The 17123-nt window shown below is 47.6% G+C and carries 15 protein-coding genes; all 15 read right to left on the bottom strand.

Translation table 11 applies throughout. From position 1 onward, the window contains the following. Window positions 1-280: 280 nt before the first annotated feature. Window positions 281-1228 carry an acetyl-CoA carboxylase carboxyl transferase subunit alpha gene (gene accA, locus ACOSVP_RS02400; RefSeq protein WP_487345910.1) on the bottom strand — a complete coding sequence of 316 codons (948 nt, stop codon included), beginning with the start codon at window positions 1226-1228 and terminating at the stop codon, window positions 281-283. A gap of 112 nt (window positions 1229-1340) precedes the next feature. Further along, window positions 1341-4811, bottom strand: coding sequence for a DNA polymerase III subunit alpha (dnaE, locus tag ACOSVP_RS02395; RefSeq protein ID WP_487345909.1), 3471 nt, complete (start codon window positions 4809-4811; stop codon window positions 1341-1343). 4 nt (window positions 4812-4815) lie between these two features. After that, a complete protein-coding gene (rnhB, locus tag ACOSVP_RS02390) occupies window positions 4816-5424 on the bottom strand; it encodes a ribonuclease HII (RefSeq protein WP_487345908.1) in 609 nt (202 codons plus the stop codon). Further along, window positions 5417-6553 (bottom strand): lipid-A-disaccharide synthase, encoded by a 1137-nt coding sequence (gene lpxB, locus ACOSVP_RS02385; RefSeq protein WP_487345907.1) that lies wholly within the window; start codon window positions 6551-6553, stop codon window positions 5417-5419. The genes rnhB and lpxB overlap by 8 nt, the downstream gene beginning before the upstream one ends. A 66-nt stretch (window positions 6554-6619) precedes the next feature. After that, window positions 6620-7396: an acyl-ACP--UDP-N-acetylglucosamine O-acyltransferase gene (gene lpxA, locus ACOSVP_RS02380; protein WP_487345906.1), complete on the bottom strand. Its 777-nt coding sequence runs from the start codon at window positions 7394-7396 to the stop codon at window positions 6620-6622. Further along, window positions 7397-7834 (bottom strand): 3-hydroxyacyl-ACP dehydratase FabZ, encoded by a 438-nt coding sequence (gene fabZ / locus ACOSVP_RS02375; protein WP_055463755.1) that lies wholly within the window; start codon window positions 7832-7834, stop codon window positions 7397-7399. 7 nt (window positions 7835-7841) lie between these two features. Next, window positions 7842-8876 carry a UDP-3-O-(3-hydroxymyristoyl)glucosamine N-acyltransferase gene (lpxD, locus tag ACOSVP_RS02370; protein WP_487345905.1) on the bottom strand — a complete coding sequence of 345 codons (1035 nt, stop codon included), beginning with the start codon at window positions 8874-8876 and terminating at the stop codon, window positions 7842-7844. Between the two features lie 3 nt (window positions 8877-8879). After that, a complete protein-coding gene (locus ACOSVP_RS02365; protein WP_487345904.1) occupies window positions 8880-9374 on the bottom strand; it encodes an OmpH/Skp family outer membrane protein in 495 nt (164 codons plus the stop codon). 18 nt (window positions 9375-9392) lie between these two features. Next, window positions 9393-11732, bottom strand: a complete 2340-nt coding sequence (gene bamA, locus ACOSVP_RS02360; RefSeq protein WP_487345918.1) for an outer membrane protein assembly factor BamA — start codon at window positions 11730-11732, stop codon at window positions 9393-9395. After that, window positions 11713-13059 carry an RIP metalloprotease RseP gene (gene rseP / locus ACOSVP_RS02355; RefSeq protein WP_487345903.1) on the bottom strand — a complete coding sequence of 449 codons (1347 nt, stop codon included), beginning with the start codon at window positions 13057-13059 and terminating at the stop codon, window positions 11713-11715. Before rseP ends, bamA begins: the two co-directional genes overlap by 20 nt. 1 nt (window position 13060) lies before the next feature. Next, complete coding sequence (gene ispC, locus ACOSVP_RS02350; protein WP_487345917.1) at window positions 13061-14230, bottom strand: 1-deoxy-D-xylulose-5-phosphate reductoisomerase; 1170 nt, start codon at window positions 14228-14230, stop codon at window positions 13061-13063. Continuing rightward, a complete protein-coding gene (locus tag ACOSVP_RS02345) occupies window positions 14230-15033 on the bottom strand; it encodes a phosphatidate cytidylyltransferase (protein ID WP_487345902.1) in 804 nt (267 codons plus the stop codon). Before ACOSVP_RS02345 ends, ispC begins: the two co-directional genes overlap by 1 nt. A 5-nt stretch (window positions 15034-15038) precedes the next feature. After that, entirely contained in the window at window positions 15039-15767 is a 729-nt protein-coding gene (uppS, locus tag ACOSVP_RS02340) for a polyprenyl diphosphate synthase (protein WP_487345901.1), read from the bottom strand. 50 nt (window positions 15768-15817) lie between these two features. Beyond that, complete coding sequence (gene frr, locus ACOSVP_RS02335; RefSeq protein ID WP_487345900.1) at window positions 15818-16375, bottom strand: ribosome recycling factor; 558 nt, start codon at window positions 16373-16375, stop codon at window positions 15818-15820. A gap of 7 nt (window positions 16376-16382) precedes the next feature. Continuing rightward, window positions 16383-17105 carry a UMP kinase gene (pyrH, locus tag ACOSVP_RS02330; protein WP_487345899.1) on the bottom strand — a complete coding sequence of 241 codons (723 nt, stop codon included), beginning with the start codon at window positions 17103-17105 and terminating at the stop codon, window positions 16383-16385. Window positions 17106-17123 lie beyond the last annotated feature (18 nt).

Genomic DNA, 17123 nt, shown 5'->3' with positions numbered 1-17123 from the left:
TTTTGAGAAGTCTCCAGCAAGCGCCCACACAAATTATCTGATTATCTATTTTAAAGAGCGTGACACAGTTTGCTTTAATAGCATACAAGTCATGGCGACCTGCTGTATCAGTGGGTCAGTATAATACCCCTCAAAACTTTCAACGCAAGCACTTTTTTTATTAATTTTATAAAAGTAGCATTTATTGCGCCTCGCCTTAAAAACTCAGAGGCAAAAAAAACAAAAAGCCCACTACTTAACCAAGCAGCGGGCTTTCAGAAATACTATCTTGCGGCAGTTATTACAGACCGTAAGACATTAAACGCTTGTAACGACGCTCTAGTAGCTCGTCAGTAGACAGTGCTTCTAGACGGTCAAGTGCCGCCAATACACCTTCTTTGTAACGCTCAGCCATCAGCGAATGACTAGTGTGAGCGCCACCCAATGGCTCTTCAAGAATCGTGTCCACAAAGCCTAGTTCTTGTAGACGATCTGCTGTAATGCCCATGGCTTTCGCCGCATCCGATGCACGCTCTGCACTCTTCCAAAGGATTGACGCACAACCTTCTGGAGAAATTACCGAGTAAGTACCGTATTGCAGCATCATTAGTTCGTCACACACACCGATCGCTAGTGCACCACCAGAACCACCCTCACCGATAACCGTTGAGATAATTGGTGTTTTAAGACGAGACATGACTGCCAAGTTGTAAGCAATCGCTTCACTCTGGCCACGCTCTTCCGCACCGATACCAGGGTAGGCCCCAGGTGTGTCGATTAGCGTTACGATTGGCATATTGAAACGTTCAGCCGTTTCCATCAAGCGAAGCGCTTTACGGTAACCTTCTGGACGCGGCATACCAAAGTTACGCATCACTTTTTCTTTAACTTCACGGCCTTTTTGGTGACCAATCACCATCACAGGACGGCCATCAAGACGTGCTACACCACCAACAATCGCGCGGTCGTCGGCGTAATGACGGTCACCGTGCATTTCTTCAAAGTCAGTGAAAACATGTTTAATGTAATCCAGTGTGTAAGGACGCTTAGGGTGACGCGCCAACTGAGATACTTCCCACGCACCTAGGTTGCTGAATAGGTTTTGCGTCAGAGTAATCTTTTTATCTTCTAGTCGGCTGATCTCTTCACTGATGTTCAGATCATTGTCATTACCAACAAGACGTAACTCTTCAATTTTTTGTTCGAGCTCAGCAATTGGCTGCTCAAAAGGTAAGTAATCTAGATTCATTTTTTACACGCTGCTATTAAGTTGCCTGATATTCTACAGAAAGTTCTAGCTTCGAACATCCTATCGCGCCGTTCCATTGACGATACGCGAGTGAAAGAATGATAAAATGGCGCTAAGTATACACTAACTGCACCTTTTGTTTACCGTAATGTTTTTCAAGTTCATGAATTAATTCGTCATCGGGGCGAATTTTCCACTGTGGCCCAAGTTTCACGTCACCGATCGCTTGATTGGTTTCAAAGCCAATCACCACGTCACAGCCATCACCGCGATATGGCGCAATGTAGCTCGCCAGCGCGTCAATATTTTGCTGGGTGATGTCTTGTTCGAGCCAATCGATGCGCAGGGCTTCCACATAACGAATGCGCGCGGTGGCCATATCCAACACATTACGTGCTGCAACTTTCTGACCGCCACGGAATTCATCAATACTGATTTCACCTTCGACCACTACCACCTGATCTTTGACCAAGTATTGTTTTACACTCTCGAAAGTATCTGGAAACACCGCTACTTCAATTCGCGCCGAACGATCGTCCAAGGTAATAAAGGCAATGTTGCCACCGCGCTTACTCTTGGTAATACGCATCTCTACGATCAGACCCGCCATGACTTGGGTATCGCGCTTAGGCTGCAAATCAACAATACGTTGGCGCGCAAAACGACGAATCTCTTTTTCGTAATCGTCGATTGGGTGGCCCGTGACATAAAGACCCAGGGTATCTTTTTCACCATCCAGACGTTTACGGCCATGCCATTCAGGCACAACTCCAATTTCATCGTAGGCATTCTCTGTGGATTCTTCCACTGCAATACCAAACAAATCCATCATACCCGCATCTTGGTTTTTAGCATTTTGATCGGCACGCTTTAGGGCCTCATCAATGCTGGCAAACAAGGTAGCACGATTCGGGCCAATGGCATCAAACGCACCGGAGCGCACTAGTGCTTCCATGACGCGTTTGTTTACCTTACGACCCACTCGCTCACAGAAATCAAAGATATGCTTAAACGGACCTTCTTTACGGGCTTCAACAATTGCTTCAATCGGGCCTTCACCCACCCCTTTAATAGCCCCTAGACCGTAGACGATGGCACCTTTGCGGTTCACCGCAAACTTGTAAACCGACTCGTTCACATTTGGTAGGTCTACCGTCAGCTTCATGGCACGACATTCTTCGACAAATATGACGATCTTATCCGTGTTCTGCATATCGGCAGACAAGACTGCCGCCATAAACGGCGCTGGATAATGGTGCTTCAGCCACGCCGTCTGATAAGACACTAAGGCATAAGCGGCTGAGTGGGATTTGTTAAAGCCGTAACCCGCGAACTTCTCCATCAAGTCGAAGATGTTACCGGACAAGTCTTTATCAATGTTGTTCTTCGCCGCGCCTTCCATAAAGATTAAGCGCTGCTCCGCCATTACCTCAGGCTTTTTCTTACCCATGGCACGACGCAACAAGTCGGCGCCACCTAGGGAGAATTTCGCCAACACCTGTGCGATCTGCATTACCTGTTCTTGGTACAAGATAATACCGTAGGTCGGCTCAAGCACTGGGATCAAATCCTCATGCTGGTAATCTGGATGCGGGAAGGCAAGCTCAGCACGACCGTGCTTACGGTTGATAAAGTCGTCCACCATGCCTGAGCCAAGCGGTCCAGGACGATACAGTGCCACCAAGGCGATAATGTCCTCAAAGCGCGATGGCAATAGCTTCTTGATCAACTCTTTCATACCACGGGATTCCAGCTGGAATACCGCAGTCGTTTCGGCACGTTGCAATAAATCGTACGTAGCTTTGTCTTCAAGATCGATCAACGCAATATCGAGCGGCTCTTTGCCTTCTCGGGCATGAATATCGTTGATGGTTTTCAGAGCCCAATCAACAACGGTCAGCGTTTTCAGACCTAAGAAGTCGAACTTAACCAGCCCTGCTTCTTCCACATCGTTTTTATCGTATTGGGTTACCAGACCTGTGCCGTCTTCTTCACAATACAGCGGTGCAAAGTCAGTCAGTTTAGTCGGGGCAATTACCACACCACCGGCGTGCTTACCAAAGTTACGCACCGTCCCCTCTAACGAGAACGCCATATCCATAACTTCCGCCGCCGCTTCATCACCCTCGATAAACTCGACCAGCGCAGGTTCAACTTCCAGCGCTTTTTTCAGCGTCATACCGATTTCAAACGGAATCAACTTAGAGAGTTTATCCCCTAGGCTGTAGGACTTACCTTGCACTCGAGCTACGTCTCGCACTACCGCTTTTGCGGCCATCTGACCAAAGGTAATAATCTGCGATACCGCATTTCGACCATAACGACGGGCGACGTAATCGATCACTCGGTCACGGTTATCCATACAGAAGTCGATATCGAAGTCGGGCATGGAGACACGTTCTGGGTTCAAGAAACGTTCGAACAGCAAGTCATACTCAAGCGGATCAAGGTCGGTGATTTTCAGCGCATAGGCCACCAATGAACCCGCACCAGAACCACGACCTGGCCCAACCGGAATATCGTTATCCTTGGACCACTGAATAAAGTCCATTACGATTAGGAAGTAACCAGGGAAACCCATCTGGTTGATGATATCAAGCTCGAAGTTTAGACGATCAATGTACTCTTGGCGGCGCGCTTCGATACGCTCCCCACCTTTCAGTAGCAACACCTTAAATCGATCCTCCAGACCTTTGTGGGATAACTCACGGAAGTAATCTTCCATGGTCATGCCTTCAGGCACTGGGAAGTCTGGCAGGAAGTATTTGCCTAACAGCACGTCGACGTTACAACGCTTAGCAATCTCGACCGTGTTTTCAATCGCTTCAGGTAGGTCGGAGAATAACTCTTCCATTTCTTCGGAAGATTTAAAATACTGTTCTTCGGTGTATTTATGCTCACGACGCGGGTCTTCTAGCGTCACACCATCGTAGATACAAACACGTGCTTCGTGAGCTTCAAAGTCTTCACGATTGATAAAGCGCACATCGTTAGTAGCAACCACTGGACAATCCATTGCTGCTGCCAGTGGCACGATCGCGTGAATATAATCTTCTTCGCCCGCACGAAGAGTACGCACCACTTCTGCATAGTAACGATTAGGAAAAGTATCCATCCAACGCTTTAGATAGTGGCGTGCTTCGTCTTCAAGACCTTTGGCCAGCAATACGCCCACATCACCGTTGACTCCACCTGATAAGGCGATCACGTCTTCATTGTGCTCAGCCACCCATTCACGCTTGATAATCGGACGCCCTTCTACTTGACCAAGCTGATAACCTTTTGAGATCACCTCAATGATATTTTTATAGCCTTTATTCGACATGGCCAGCAACGTCATGCGAGTACGTTGCTCGATCAGGCCCTCGGCTTCCAGCACAATATCCGCACCACAAATGGGCTTAATACCCTTGTCCATGGCACCTTTGTAAAAGCGCACAAAGCCACATAGGTTATTCTCATCGGACATGGCCACCGCGGGCATCTGCATTTTGTCCGCTTGTGAGATAAGGCCTTTGACCTTAACCAAGCCATCAACCAGAGAAAACTCGGTGTGCACTCTAAGGTGAATAAAGGATGACATGAGATTAACCTTCTAAGATTCGTTTTACCGGTCCAAAGCTACGGCGATGAATATCACAGACACCGTGCTCTTGAAGCGCTGCTAAATGAACAGCGGTTGGGTAACCTTTGTGTTTGGCAAAGCCGTATTCTGGGTATTGCGCATCTAACGCGACTATTTCACGATCGCGGGTCACTTTCGCCAAGATAGACGCCGCCGCAATCGCCGCGTGACGCGCGTCGCCTTTTACCACCGCTTCAGCAGGACAAGGCAACTCTTTAGGAATACGATTACCATCAATTAAAGCATGCTCGGCGGCCGTAGGCAGCGTATCAATAGCTCGTTTCATCGCCAACATGCTGGCGTGCAAGATATTCAGCCCATCAATCTCATCGACCGAGGCGCGCGCGATACTAAACGCTAACGCTTTTGCTTGGATTTCGTCAAACAAAGCCTCGCGTTTTTTCTCAGACAGCTTTTTGGAATCGTTCAGCCCAACAATTGGGTTATTCGGATCTAGGATGACCGCTGCTGCGACGACATCACCGGCCAAAGGACCGCGCCCAGCTTCATCTGCACCCGCAAGTAAGAGGCCATCATAAACTTGACTGACAAAAGGCTCTAATTCAGCCATTGCGAATCTCCTGAGCAATGGCTCGTGCGGCCGCTTCACCGGCATTCTTACGCAACATTTCATGCAAGGCTAAAAAGGTCTGTTGCATTTGCAGGTCTTGCTCGTAATCACGCCACTCGCCAACTAAAGCGTTGGCCAGTTTTACTGGCGTCGCCTCATCCTGAATCAATTCAGGCACTAGGCGCTTTTGCGCTAAGAGGTTGGGTAAAGACACATAAGGCACTTTCACCATGCGCTTCATAATGGCGTAGGTCAACTTGGTAAAGCGGTAAGCGACCACCATTGGACGCTTCGCGAGCATGGCTTCCAACGCAGCCGTACCAGACGCCAACAAGATCGCCTCACCAGCGGCCATCACGGTACGAGATTGGCCATCCACTACGGTCGCTTGAACACCGCTGTCACGTAGGATGGTTTCAATTTGCGCGCGACGTTCTTGGTTGGCAGCAGGAATGACAAACTTGGCATCGCTGACTTGTTGCTGAATCACCTTCATGGTCTCAGCGAACACCGGCATCAGACTGCTAACTTCCCCACCACGGGAACCAGGTAAGATAGCAAACCAGTGATCTTTAACCGATAAACCCAGACGTTCACGGGCATCTTGTTGACTGCTTTGCAGAGGCACTTCATCGGCCAAGGTGTGACCGACACAGACTGCAGGAATTTGATGCTCTTGGTAAATTCCCAACTCGAATGGGAACAGCGTTAACATCAGATCAACCGACTGTTTGATTTTGAAAATACGTTTTTTACGCCACGCCCACACAGAAGGGCTGACATAGTGAATCGTCTTAAGCCCCTTTTGACGCAGCTTACGTGCCAACGGCAAGTTAAAATCAGGGGAATCAATACCGATAAAGGCCGTAACATCGTTTTCTAAGCAGTGATTCATGACGCTTTTACGAATGCCTAGCAATTCACGCAAACGCCCTAGCACCTCGACCAAACCCATTACCGACAGACGATCCATAGGAAATAAACTATGGAAGCCTTTTTCAATCATCAGCGGGCCACCAATGCCTTCAAAAATGGCATCTGGGAAACGTTGCTGCAAATGCTCAATTAAATTTGCCCCTAGAATATCGCCAGAGGCTTCGCCTGCCACAATCACAAATCGTTTTTGCATAGAATACATTTTACCTTCATAAAAAAACCCCGACGAGATCGGGGTTTCTTCTGAGCCAGTCATCGCTTATCGGACAATGCCTCGATTAGACTGACGAATAGAGAGCACAAAATCGGCCACTTCTTGAATGCGATAAATATCGCTCGCTTCAATCTCACTCAATGCATTTTCAAGTGGCATACCTTTGATGTAAACCATCTTGTAAGCAGAGCGTAGTGCCTTGATAACATCAGCCGACATACCACGTCGACGCATGCCTTCAAAGTTCATACCGTGCGCTTTGGCAGGATCGCCGGACACCATCACGTAGCGTGGCACATCCTTCGTCACCATGGAGCCCATGCCACACATGCTGTAAGAATTGACTTGGCAAAACTGATGGATACCTGTGTAACCACCTAAAATCACCGAATCCCCTACTTTCACATGACCCGCTAAGGCAGCATAGTTCGCAAGAATATTATTGTCGCCAACCACACAATCGTGGCCCACGTGGGTACTCGCCATAAACAAATTGCCATGACCAATTTGTGTGACACCTTGGTCCTGAACCGTTCCTCGGTGAATGGTTGCATTCTCACGAATTACATTACGATCACCAATAACCAAACGTGTCGGCTCACCCTTGTATTTCTTGTCTTGGTTCGCTTCACCAACGGAAGCAAACTGATAAATCTCATTGTTTTGACCAATGGTCGTATGACCATTGACCACAACATGGGACTTCAACACAGTACCAGCACCGATTTGCACGTCAGGTCCGACGATGCAAAACGGGCCGATTTCAACATCACTGTCTAGTTCAGCTTTTGGATCAACTATCGCAGTTGGATGTATCAACACTTATAGCTTCCTGTCAGCACATAGAATTGTAGAAGAACAAACAAGTTCACCTTCAACAGATGCTTTCACTTCAAATTTCCAAATACCACGACGCTCAGTTAGGATTTTCGCTTCCAATTGAAGACGATCACCAGGCACAACTGGACGTTTAAAACGAGTATTGTCGGCACCTACGAAGTAGTAGATTGAGCCATCTTGAGGTGTTTTATCCATCGTTTTAAAGCCTAGGATACCGGCTGCTTGCGCCATGGCTTCGATAATCAAAACACCAGGCATTACTGGATGATCTGGGAAGTGACCGTTAAAAAACGGTTCATTTACCGTCACGTTTTTGTACGCTACAACTGATTCCCCAGGTGTCAATTCAACTACACGATCCACCAACAAGAACGGGTAACGGTGGGGTAAGTAACGGCGAATTTCATTCACATCCATCATTTATGCATTAACCTTTTGTTAAAAGCGTATTAACTTGTTTTTCCAGTTTTGAAATCTGAGCAGCCATGTTCTCAATACGACGCAAGCGAGCGGCAGATTTGCGCCACTTTTGCGTTGAGTCTAAAGCTGTTCCAGAAGAATACGATCCGGGGGTATCTATCGAGCGAGTCACTAAACTCATCGCCGTAATATGAACATTATCCACTAGGGTAATATGTCCCGCTAAGCCCGCCCCTCCGGCAATTGTGCAGTTTTCACCCACTACAGCACTGCCTGCAATGCCTACACAACCTGCAATCGCGCTATTATCACCGATTACGACGTTGTGAGCAATTTGTACGAGGTTATCAATTTTAACGCCGTTGCCGATCTTGGTGTTTTCGATGGCACCACAGTCCACCGTCGTATTAGCGCCGATTTCAACATCATCGCCAATGGTGACACTGCCGAGTTGATGAATTTTTACCCATCGCCCTTCGTGAGGAGCAAAACCAAAACCATCACCACCAATCACAGCACCACTGTGAATAATACAACGAGCCCCGACCACAACCTTATCGTAAAAGGTGACATTGGCAGCCAATCGAGTATTTTCACCGATTTTGACGCCTTCACCTAAGACCGTGCCGGCACCAATATGACAACCCGACGCCAACTCCGTGTGCGCACCCACGGTAACGTTCGGGCCAATCACCACATCATCAGCTACCACAGCCGTTTCGTGAACTACGGCAGAAGGGTGAATCGAGTCTTGCCAACCCTGTTCTTGCCCCAGAAACAGTTGGGTCGCTTGGGCAAAAGCTAGGTAAGGATTACGAACTATAATCGCATTGCGAACTTGATCAGCATCGGAAGGGTTGCGCAACAAAACAGCGCCAGCCTCAGAGGTCGTTAGCTGATCAGCGAATTTAGGGTTGGATAGAAAGGTAAGCTGATCTGCATCAGCATGATCCAAGGCACCCAGCGACGTCACCACGTACTCAGGATCACCAAATAACTCGCCGCCTACGTGGGCGGCGATATCTGAAAGGGTATAACCCATCCACTACTTCTCTTTATTTAATTTTTCGATCAGCTCTGCTGTAATATCAACAGATTCATTGGTGTAGATAGCAGCCTGACGAGAGATCACCGCATCCAGCTTGCGTTCATCAATTAGCTTTTTCAATGCGGCTTCGCCCTTAGGCGTAAGATCTTGAATTAATTGCTGCTCCATTTGTTGCGCCTGCTGCTGCATGGCAGCAACCATCTGACGCAATTGCGCTTGCTTTTTGTTCACTTCACCACGACGTTTATTAAGCTCATCTGCCGATAGTGTCAACTCATCACGCTTAAGATTCTCCACCATATCTTTTAAGCTACGGTTCTCTTGCTCTAAGCGCGCTTTCATCTGATCCACTTGCTGGCGTGGCGCTTGCGCCGCTTTTTGACCCGCGTCACTTTGTAGCAGTGCCGCACGAAAATCTAGCACTGCGATTTCAGACGCCATAGCATTTACGCTCAGCAAAGCCACTACGGCCATGCCCAATAATTTTTTCATTTTCAATCCTTACCTCTGTTAGAAGGTTGTGCCTAACTGAAATTGGAATACGTCTGTCTCATCGCCTTCTTTGTCATTCAAGGTTTTCGCGATGTTAAACGACAGTGGCGCAATCGGTGTGATCCAGGTCCAGTTAAAACCAACACTGTAACGAATTTCACCAGCATCGAAACCTTCCTGACAGCTTGTACTACCTGAGTAACAGTAGTCCGTAAATACGTTACCTGCATCTAAGAAGATCGAAGTACGTACCGAGCTGTGATCTTCAACCATTGGCATCGGGAAAATAATTTCCGCCGTAGCTGTCAACAGCATGTTACCACCGATTGAATCGGTCGCCGTATCATCGCTATAGGTGTTACGAGGCCCCAACGACGAAGCACTGAAACCACGTACAGAGTACACACCACCAGCGTAGTAGTTTTCGAAGAATGGCAGACGATCGGTGCTACCGTAAGCAAAACCATAGCCCGCGCGGCCCTTCAAATGGAAGAGCCACAGGTTATCTTCACTTAGATTCCAATAACCTTGAGAAAGTGCACCAATCTTGGCGTAAGTTTGATCACCTAGAGGTGTCGCCACATCTAAGGTAATTCGATGACTGATACCACCGGTTGGCAATAAACCACCGACGACATCGTTATCAGTCCAAGCAATGTTAGCAATCACATCGTCAAAAGAATCACCGTAGGTATCCAAGTAATCTTGAGTTTCCAACGATGGGTTAGCCCCAAGATCGACACCGGTATTCTTAACCGTCACACCAAAACTCAAACGCTGAGTATCGGTAATCGGGTAACCGAAGTTTACAGAAGCACCAATACGATCTAGATCGTAATCTTCAACGTCGTCATCATCGTGGTCGCTGACTTGGTAGAACAAGCTGTAACCACGGCTAACGCCATCGACGGTAAAGTAAGGGTTGTCGTAAGACAGTGAGAAATCTTGCGTCTGGTTACTACGGCTCATATTAAAGCCAAGTTTGTTACCCGTACCCAAGAAGTTACGTTTCGAAATACCAAAGCCCAGTACCGTACCTTCCGCTTGAGAGTAACCAATACTCGCTTGGATACTGCCAGAAGGTTGCTCTTCAACCACCACATCTAAGTCAACCTGATCGACCGTGCCTGGCACAGGACGAGTTTTCAGATCCACCGTTGAGAAGAAGCCAAGACGCTCAATGGCACGTTTAGAAGCCTGAATTTTACTATGAGTCGCCAACGCACCTTCAAATTGCGTCATCTCACGACGTAGCACTTCGTCTTTGGTTTCCGAGTTACCACTGAAGTTGATACGACGCACATACACCTTTGGACCCGGTGCAATATGGTAAGTCAAATCAACTTTATTGCCAGGTAACTTCGTTGGGATGATATTGACGTTGGTAAACAGGTAACCGCTGTCGCCCAGCTCACCTGACACCGCTTCCATAATATCTGTGGTTTGCTTACGGGAGAACACATCACCATTTTTCTGGTTGATATGTTTCCAGATGCGATCTTCCGTAATTGGCAAGGAACCACTTAGGGAGATGTTGTTGATGGAGTAAGATTCACCTTCAACCAAGTTCACAACCACGTAGACTTCGCGCTTATCAGCCGACAGACTGACTTGGTTCGAAATCAATTCAAAATCCAAGTAACCACGATCTAGATAGAAGCTACGTAGTGTTTCTAAGTCACCTTGAATCTTTTGCTTAGAGTACTCATCGGCCGAGCTGAATGGGTTGAAGTAACCCGTTTCAGCCGACTGGAATTTGTCGGTTAACTCTTCATCAGTGAAGTGTTTATTGCCCACAATATTAATATGGACGATCTTGGCGGTTACGCCCTCTTCAATATTAATATTAAGAGCCACACGGTTACGTGGTAATTGCTCAACCGACATTTCCACTTGGGCACTGTAACGACCCAATGCGTAATACTGACGTTGCAATTCTTGTTGAATCTGATTCAGGGTTTCAGGCTTGTATAACTCGCCCTCTTCCAAACCAGACAAACGTAATCCACGCTGTAAATCTTCCGTTGAGATCATATCGTTACCATCGATCTTAATCTGACCAATAGTTGGACGCTCTACGACTTTGAAGATGACGACATCGTCTTCTTCCAAGACCTCAATATCACTAAAATAGCCAGTTGCAAAAAGGTTACTAACCGCTTCATGCACTCGAGAGGAGTCATACCCCTGACCTTGCTGGAAGCCGATGGTCTCGAACGCACGTGTGGGTGACATCTGCAATAGCCCGTCAACACGGACATCTGCAACTGTCTTCGCATAACTTTGAGCACTACAAATTGCTAATACTGATGCTACAAAGACTCTCACATATACCTCTCTACAAGCGGGCAATATCATTAAATAAAGCAACAGCCATCATCGCAAACAACAATGATGCGCCGATACGGTAGGCAAAACCTTGAATACGTTCAGAAACGGGTTTGCGTCGTACAGCTTCTATCCCAAAAAACAGCAAATGCCCACCATCAAGCATGGGGATCGGCAGTAAATTTAACACACCAAGACTCACACTTAAGTAAGCCACAAATTTCAAAAAGGCTTGCACACCAGAGTCAGCGGATGCACTCGCGACTTTGGCAATCGTAATCGGACCTGATAGGTTATCAAGCGAGATCAAACCTTGCAGCATTTTACCGATCGATGACACTGTTAACGCAGTCATCTGCCACGTCTGCTGCACACCATAAACTGCTGAGTCGAAAAAGCCAAATTCACGGATACGAAGATCGTCTTGAGATAACTCTGGCGGCGCCACAGCCAAACCCGCAAACCCCGTCGCGACACCATCCAAATCACGTGAAGTCGGTGTTAAAGGTATTGTCTGCGTCTGCCCGTTTCGATCGATCAAGACATTAAGCTGTGCCGCAGGACTTTTCTGTACCCACACCACAAAATGCTGCCAATCTGTTACAGGTTCACCATTAATAGCAAGAACTGTATCCCCTACCTGGAAGCCCGCAGCTTGTGCCGCACCACCATCCACCACATCAGCAATGGTCGGTACCACTGTCGGACGCCATGGCTCAGCACCAAAACGTGTGATTAAGTTGCTCGGCTCTTCGCCTGCTAACCAACGATTAAGGGTGAAATCGCCCTCTTCTTCAATGCTGCTGTCAGCTGGCAAGTAACGAACACTATAGCGACCAGACTGACCAATCAAGTCAGCTAACGCTAAATTTACATCTTCCCAAGAATGGGTGCGCACACCATTAAGCTGTGTGATCTCAGCACCCGCTTCCATTTGTGTTTGCGCCAGCGGTGAATTATCAGCAATACCTGACACTTTTGGCGCTAGAGATTGAATGCCCATGCCCGCCACAAAGGCATACACTACAATCGCCAGAATAAAGTTAGCGATCGGACCTGCCGCTACGATGGAAGCTCGCTGCCATAAGTTTTTATGGTCAAAAGCCTGACTTTTTAACGCCTCAGGTACATTTCCTTCACGGCTGTCTAGCATGCGCACATAGCCGCCTAGCGGAATCATCGCTAAGACGAATTCGGTACCAGACTTAGTCTTGTGCTTATAAATAGGCTTACCAAAACCCACGGAAAAACGCAGTACCTTCACACCACATAAGCGCGCGACAGAATAATGTCCAAACTCATGGAAAGTGATCAGTACTCCCAACGCTATGATGATCGATAATGCATTTTCAAACATGTTAAGCAAACTCCGAAGCAATTAACTGTTGTGCCAGCGTTCGCGCCGTGTGATCGGCAGCAAATACTGTCTCTAAGTCATTGACAGCTTTAATGTCTGAGCGTTCAAGCACCCGTTGATTTAGGCGAGCAATATCTAAGAATGAAATTTGCTCCTGCAAAAAGGCCGCCACTGCCACTTCGTTGGCAGCGTTCAGACAAGCCATCGCTGTACCACCAAGATACCAAGCATCGCTGGCCAGCTTCAAATTTGGAAAGCGATCTAAGTCAGGTGCTTCAAAGTTTAATTGGCAAACCTTAAAGAAATCTAATGGCTCGACACCAGTTTCGATACGGGCAGGCCAAGTCATACCATAGGCAATCGGGATTTTCATATCCGGATTGCCCATTTGCGCAATCACAGAACCATCTTTATAAGACACCATGGAATGTACAATACTTTCAGGGTGAACAACGACCTGAACCTCTGCTGGCGTCACATCAAATAGCCAACAGGCCTCAATCAACTCTAAGCCTTTGTTCATCAAGCTCGCAGAGTCGACGGATATCTTTTGTCCCATGGACCAGTTCGGGTGTGCACACGCTTGCGCTGGCGTTACACTGCGCATTTGTTCGGGCGAGAAAGTACGGAAAGGACCACCTGAAGCGGTCAGGAGAATCTTATTGATATCACGCTTGGTGATACCCGATTCTGTTTGCGGCAAGCATTGAAAAATCGCATTATGTTCACTGTCGATCGGCATCAGCGTCACATTATGCTTCGCCACCTCTTCCATAAATAAACGACCTGCCGTTACCAAGCTCTCTTTATTGGCCAACAAGACACGCTTGCCAGCACGAATGCCAGCAAGCGTTGGACGCAAGCCAGCAAAGCCCATGATCGCCGCCATCACCTGATCGCAATCGTCACTGGCGATGCTTTCCATGGCCTCACTGCCATATTCAAACTGGGTATCCAAATCAGCACACAAAGCCGCCAACTGATCGCGAGCGTCTTGTGAACCCATTACCGCACGCTTAGGTTTGAATTGGCGACAGATCTGTGCCATACGCTCAACACTTGAGTTGGCCGCGACACTGACCAGTTCAAACTGTTCAGGATATTGTGCAATCACATCCAGTGTACTGCGACCGATTGAACCGGTTGCCCCAAGCAGACAAATCTTTTGCATCATACCCAACCTACAAAGCTCAGCAGCAACACATAAATCGGCGCGGCTGATGTCAGACTGTCAACACGGTCCATCACACCGCCATGGCCAGGGATCAGCTGGCTAGAATCTTTCAATGACTCATGACGCTTAAATAGACTTTCAGTTAAATCACCCAGTACAGACGTCATTACCGTGATCAATGCCATAACCGCAAGCATAGGCCAAGACACCACACCGGTTGGATCAAAGGCTGCAAACAGGGCCACACCCACTTGGGTGAGCACTAAGCCACCAATGACGCCTTCCCAAGATTTACCCGGTGAGACTTTCGGTGCCAACTTACGCTTACCAAAAGCTTTACCTGAGAAATAAGCACCAGAATCTGCGCCCCAGATTAAGCCCATCAGTAGCAATACCCAGACCACGAACTCAGCCGAGTCACGCAGCACGACCATCGCTGACCAAGTCGTCACCAACACCAGTAAACCAAATACAATTCGGCTAAAACGGGATTGCCAGCCTTTTTCAGTGGGATAGTTAATCACCCAAAACAAGGCAATTAACCATAAAACGGGAGCGATCCAAAGAATAGTACGCTGTAAATCAAAGATGGCCACGCCGTAACACAAGGTACCAACTAAGCCGGCGAAAGCAATACGGCCCTGCTGACGAGTGATGCCAGATAAACGCGCCCACTCCCAGCCAGCCAAGAGCACGACTACGCCGATCGCGAATTGAAACCCTGATGCCCCTAAGACAAACACCGCATAGATAAACAACAGCGCCATCACGATTGCGCTAAGAACTCTTGGTAAAAGCATAAAAACTATCGCCCACCGTATCGTCGTTGACGTTGTTGATAAATGGTCAGTGCTTCTTCAAAGTGTGAGCCATCAAAATCTGGCCAAAGCACTGGCATAAAAATAAACTCAGCGTAAGCAAGCTGCCACAATAAGAAGTTACTTACCCGCTCTTCACCGGAAGTACGTATGATCAAGTCCAGTTCTGGTAAGCCAGCTAAACACACATGTTGTCCGAGCGCTTCTTCCGTGATATCACTTGGCAATAGCTCGCCAGCCGCCACTTGCTCGGCAAGCACTTTTGCCGCTTGAGCAATGTCCCAGCGACCACCGTAGTTTGCTGCAATGGCTAACACCATGCCTTGATTATCTGCAGTCGCCTGTTCTGCTAAGGCAATTTGCTCTTGTAACCCAGCACTAAAGCCAGATTTATCACCTACAACAATCAACTTAATAGCATGTTCATTAAGACGTTTCGCTTCTTTTTTCAAAGATCGCATAAACAGCCCCATCAGGCCGTCAACTTCCGCCTGGGGACGTTTCCAGTTCTCACTTGAGAAAGCAAACAAAGTCAGCACTTTTACACCACAGCGAGCCGCGGACTCAACCGTCTTACGAACAGCCGCCGCACCAGCGCGGTGACCAGCAATGCTTGGTAAGTGCTTTTTTTTCGCCCAGCGATTGTTGCCATCCATAATAATGGCCACGTGGGCAGGAACAGATTGGCCTTCAACAGCCAACGATTGGTTCGACATAGAATTACCTAGTCAGAAAAAAGGCAGGCGCACGGCACCTGCCTCTTTACTTAGATTGCCATTAGATCTTTTTCTTTCGCAGCCAAATGCTCTTCGATTTGAGCGATGTATTTGTCTGTTACTTTTTGAACTTGATCCTGGCCACGACGTTCTTCGTCTTCAGAAATCTCTTTTTCTTTGACTAGGTCTTTCAAGCTGTTGTTCGCATCACGACGGATATTACGGATCGCAATACGGCCGTTCTCTGCTTCAGACTTAGCTTGTTTGAAGTAGTTACCACGTGTTTCTTCTGTCAATGCTGGCAGAGGAATACGGATAAGGCTACCTGTTGTTGAAGGGTTCAAACCTAGGTCAGACTTCATGATCGCCTTTTCAATTTCAGGCACCATGTTACTTTCCCATGGCGTTACGCCCAATGTACGAGCGTCTTCAACAGTAACGTTTGCTACTTGGTTAAGAGGAGTTTCGCTACCGTAGTAGTTCACTTTGATAGGATCTAAAAGGCTTGGGTGCGCGCGACCTGTACGAATCTTTTTAAACGCGTTATCTACGGCAACAACCGCCTTGCCCATGCGCTCTTCCGCATCTTTTAAAATCTCGTTAATCATTATTTCCTCACTTAATAACGGTACCTTCGTCGCCACCGGTCATGATGTTAATCAGAGCCCCTGGCTTATTCATGTTAAATACTCGAACTGGCATTTGATGGTCACGAGTTAGACAGATAGCCGTTAAATCCATGACGCCTAACTGTTTTTCCAAAACTTCGTCGAAAGTTAATGTATCATATTTCACTGCATTTGGATCCTTCATCGGATCAGCAGAATACACACCATCCACTTTTGTCGCTTTCAGCACAACATCTGCATCAATCTCAATACCACGTAAACACGCAGCAGAGTCAGTTGTAAAAAATGGATTACCTGTGCCAGCAGAGAAGATAACCACATCACCATCTTTCAGGTGACGCATTGCTCGACGACGGTCGTATGGTTCTACGATACCAGTCATCGTGATTGCAGACATAACACGTGTAGAAATATTAGCGCGTTCAAGGGCATCACGCATCGCAAGAGCGTTCATAACCGTTGCCAACATTCCCATATGGTCGCCCGTCACACGGTCCATGCCCGCCTGACTCAAGGCTTGACCACGGAATAAGTTACCACCACCGATAACAATCCCGACTTCCACACCGATACCACGCAATTGACCGATCTCAAGCGCAATACGGCTCAACACTTTTGGATCGATACCAAAGGTTTCATCGCCTTGCAGCGCTTCGCCGCTTAATTTCAACAAAATTCGTTTGTATCTTGCATTCTTTTCTTTAGGCATTTAGAACCTCCGGTAATG

This window comes from Marinomonas sp. HM11-D, from assembly GCF_057626615.1.
This window is presented reverse-complemented; position numbering and strand designations above follow the sequence as displayed.

Excerpts from the sequence above, each read along its gene's own strand:
- accA (WP_487345910.1), bottom strand. The coding sequence starts at position 1,228 with ATGAATCTAGATTACTTACCTTTTGAGCAGCCAATTGCTGAGCTCGAA.
- dnaE (WP_487345909.1), bottom strand. The coding sequence starts at position 4,811 with ATGTCATCCTTTATTCACCTTAGAGTGCACACCGAGTTTTCTCTGGTT.
- rnhB (WP_487345908.1), bottom strand. The coding sequence starts at position 5,424 with ATGGCTGAATTAGAGCCTTTTGTCAGTCAAGTTTATGATGGCCTCTTA.
- lpxB (WP_487345907.1), bottom strand. The coding sequence starts at position 6,553 with ATGCAAAAACGATTTGTGATTGTGGCAGGCGAAGCCTCTGGCGATATT.
- fabZ (WP_055463755.1), bottom strand. The coding sequence starts at position 7,834 with ATGATGGATGTGAATGAAATTCGCCGTTACTTACCCCACCGTTACCCG.
- lpxD (WP_487345905.1), bottom strand. The coding sequence starts at position 8,876 with ATGGGTTATACCCTTTCAGATATCGCCGCCCACGTAGGCGGCGAGTTA.
- ACOSVP_RS02365 (WP_487345904.1), bottom strand. The coding sequence starts at position 9,374 with ATGAAAAAATTATTGGGCATGGCCGTAGTGGCTTTGCTGAGCGTAAAT.
- bamA (WP_487345918.1), bottom strand. The coding sequence starts at position 11,732 with ATGATATTGCCCGCTTGTAGAGAGGTATATGTGAGAGTCTTTGTAGCA.
- rseP (WP_487345903.1), bottom strand. The coding sequence starts at position 13,059 with ATGTTTGAAAATGCATTATCGATCATCATAGCGTTGGGAGTACTGATC.
- ispC (WP_487345917.1), bottom strand. The coding sequence starts at position 14,230 with ATGCAAAAGATTTGTCTGCTTGGGGCAACCGGTTCAATCGGTCGCAGT.
- ACOSVP_RS02345 (WP_487345902.1), bottom strand. The coding sequence starts at position 15,033 with ATGCTTTTACCAAGAGTTCTTAGCGCAATCGTGATGGCGCTGTTGTTT.
- uppS (WP_487345901.1), bottom strand. The coding sequence starts at position 15,767 with ATGTCGAACCAATCGTTGGCTGTTGAAGGCCAATCTGTTCCTGCCCAC.
- frr (WP_487345900.1), bottom strand. The coding sequence starts at position 16,375 with ATGATTAACGAGATTTTAAAAGATGCGGAAGAGCGCATGGGCAAGGCG.
- pyrH (WP_487345899.1), bottom strand. The coding sequence starts at position 17,105 with ATGCCTAAAGAAAAGAATGCAAGATACAAACGAATTTTGTTGAAATTA.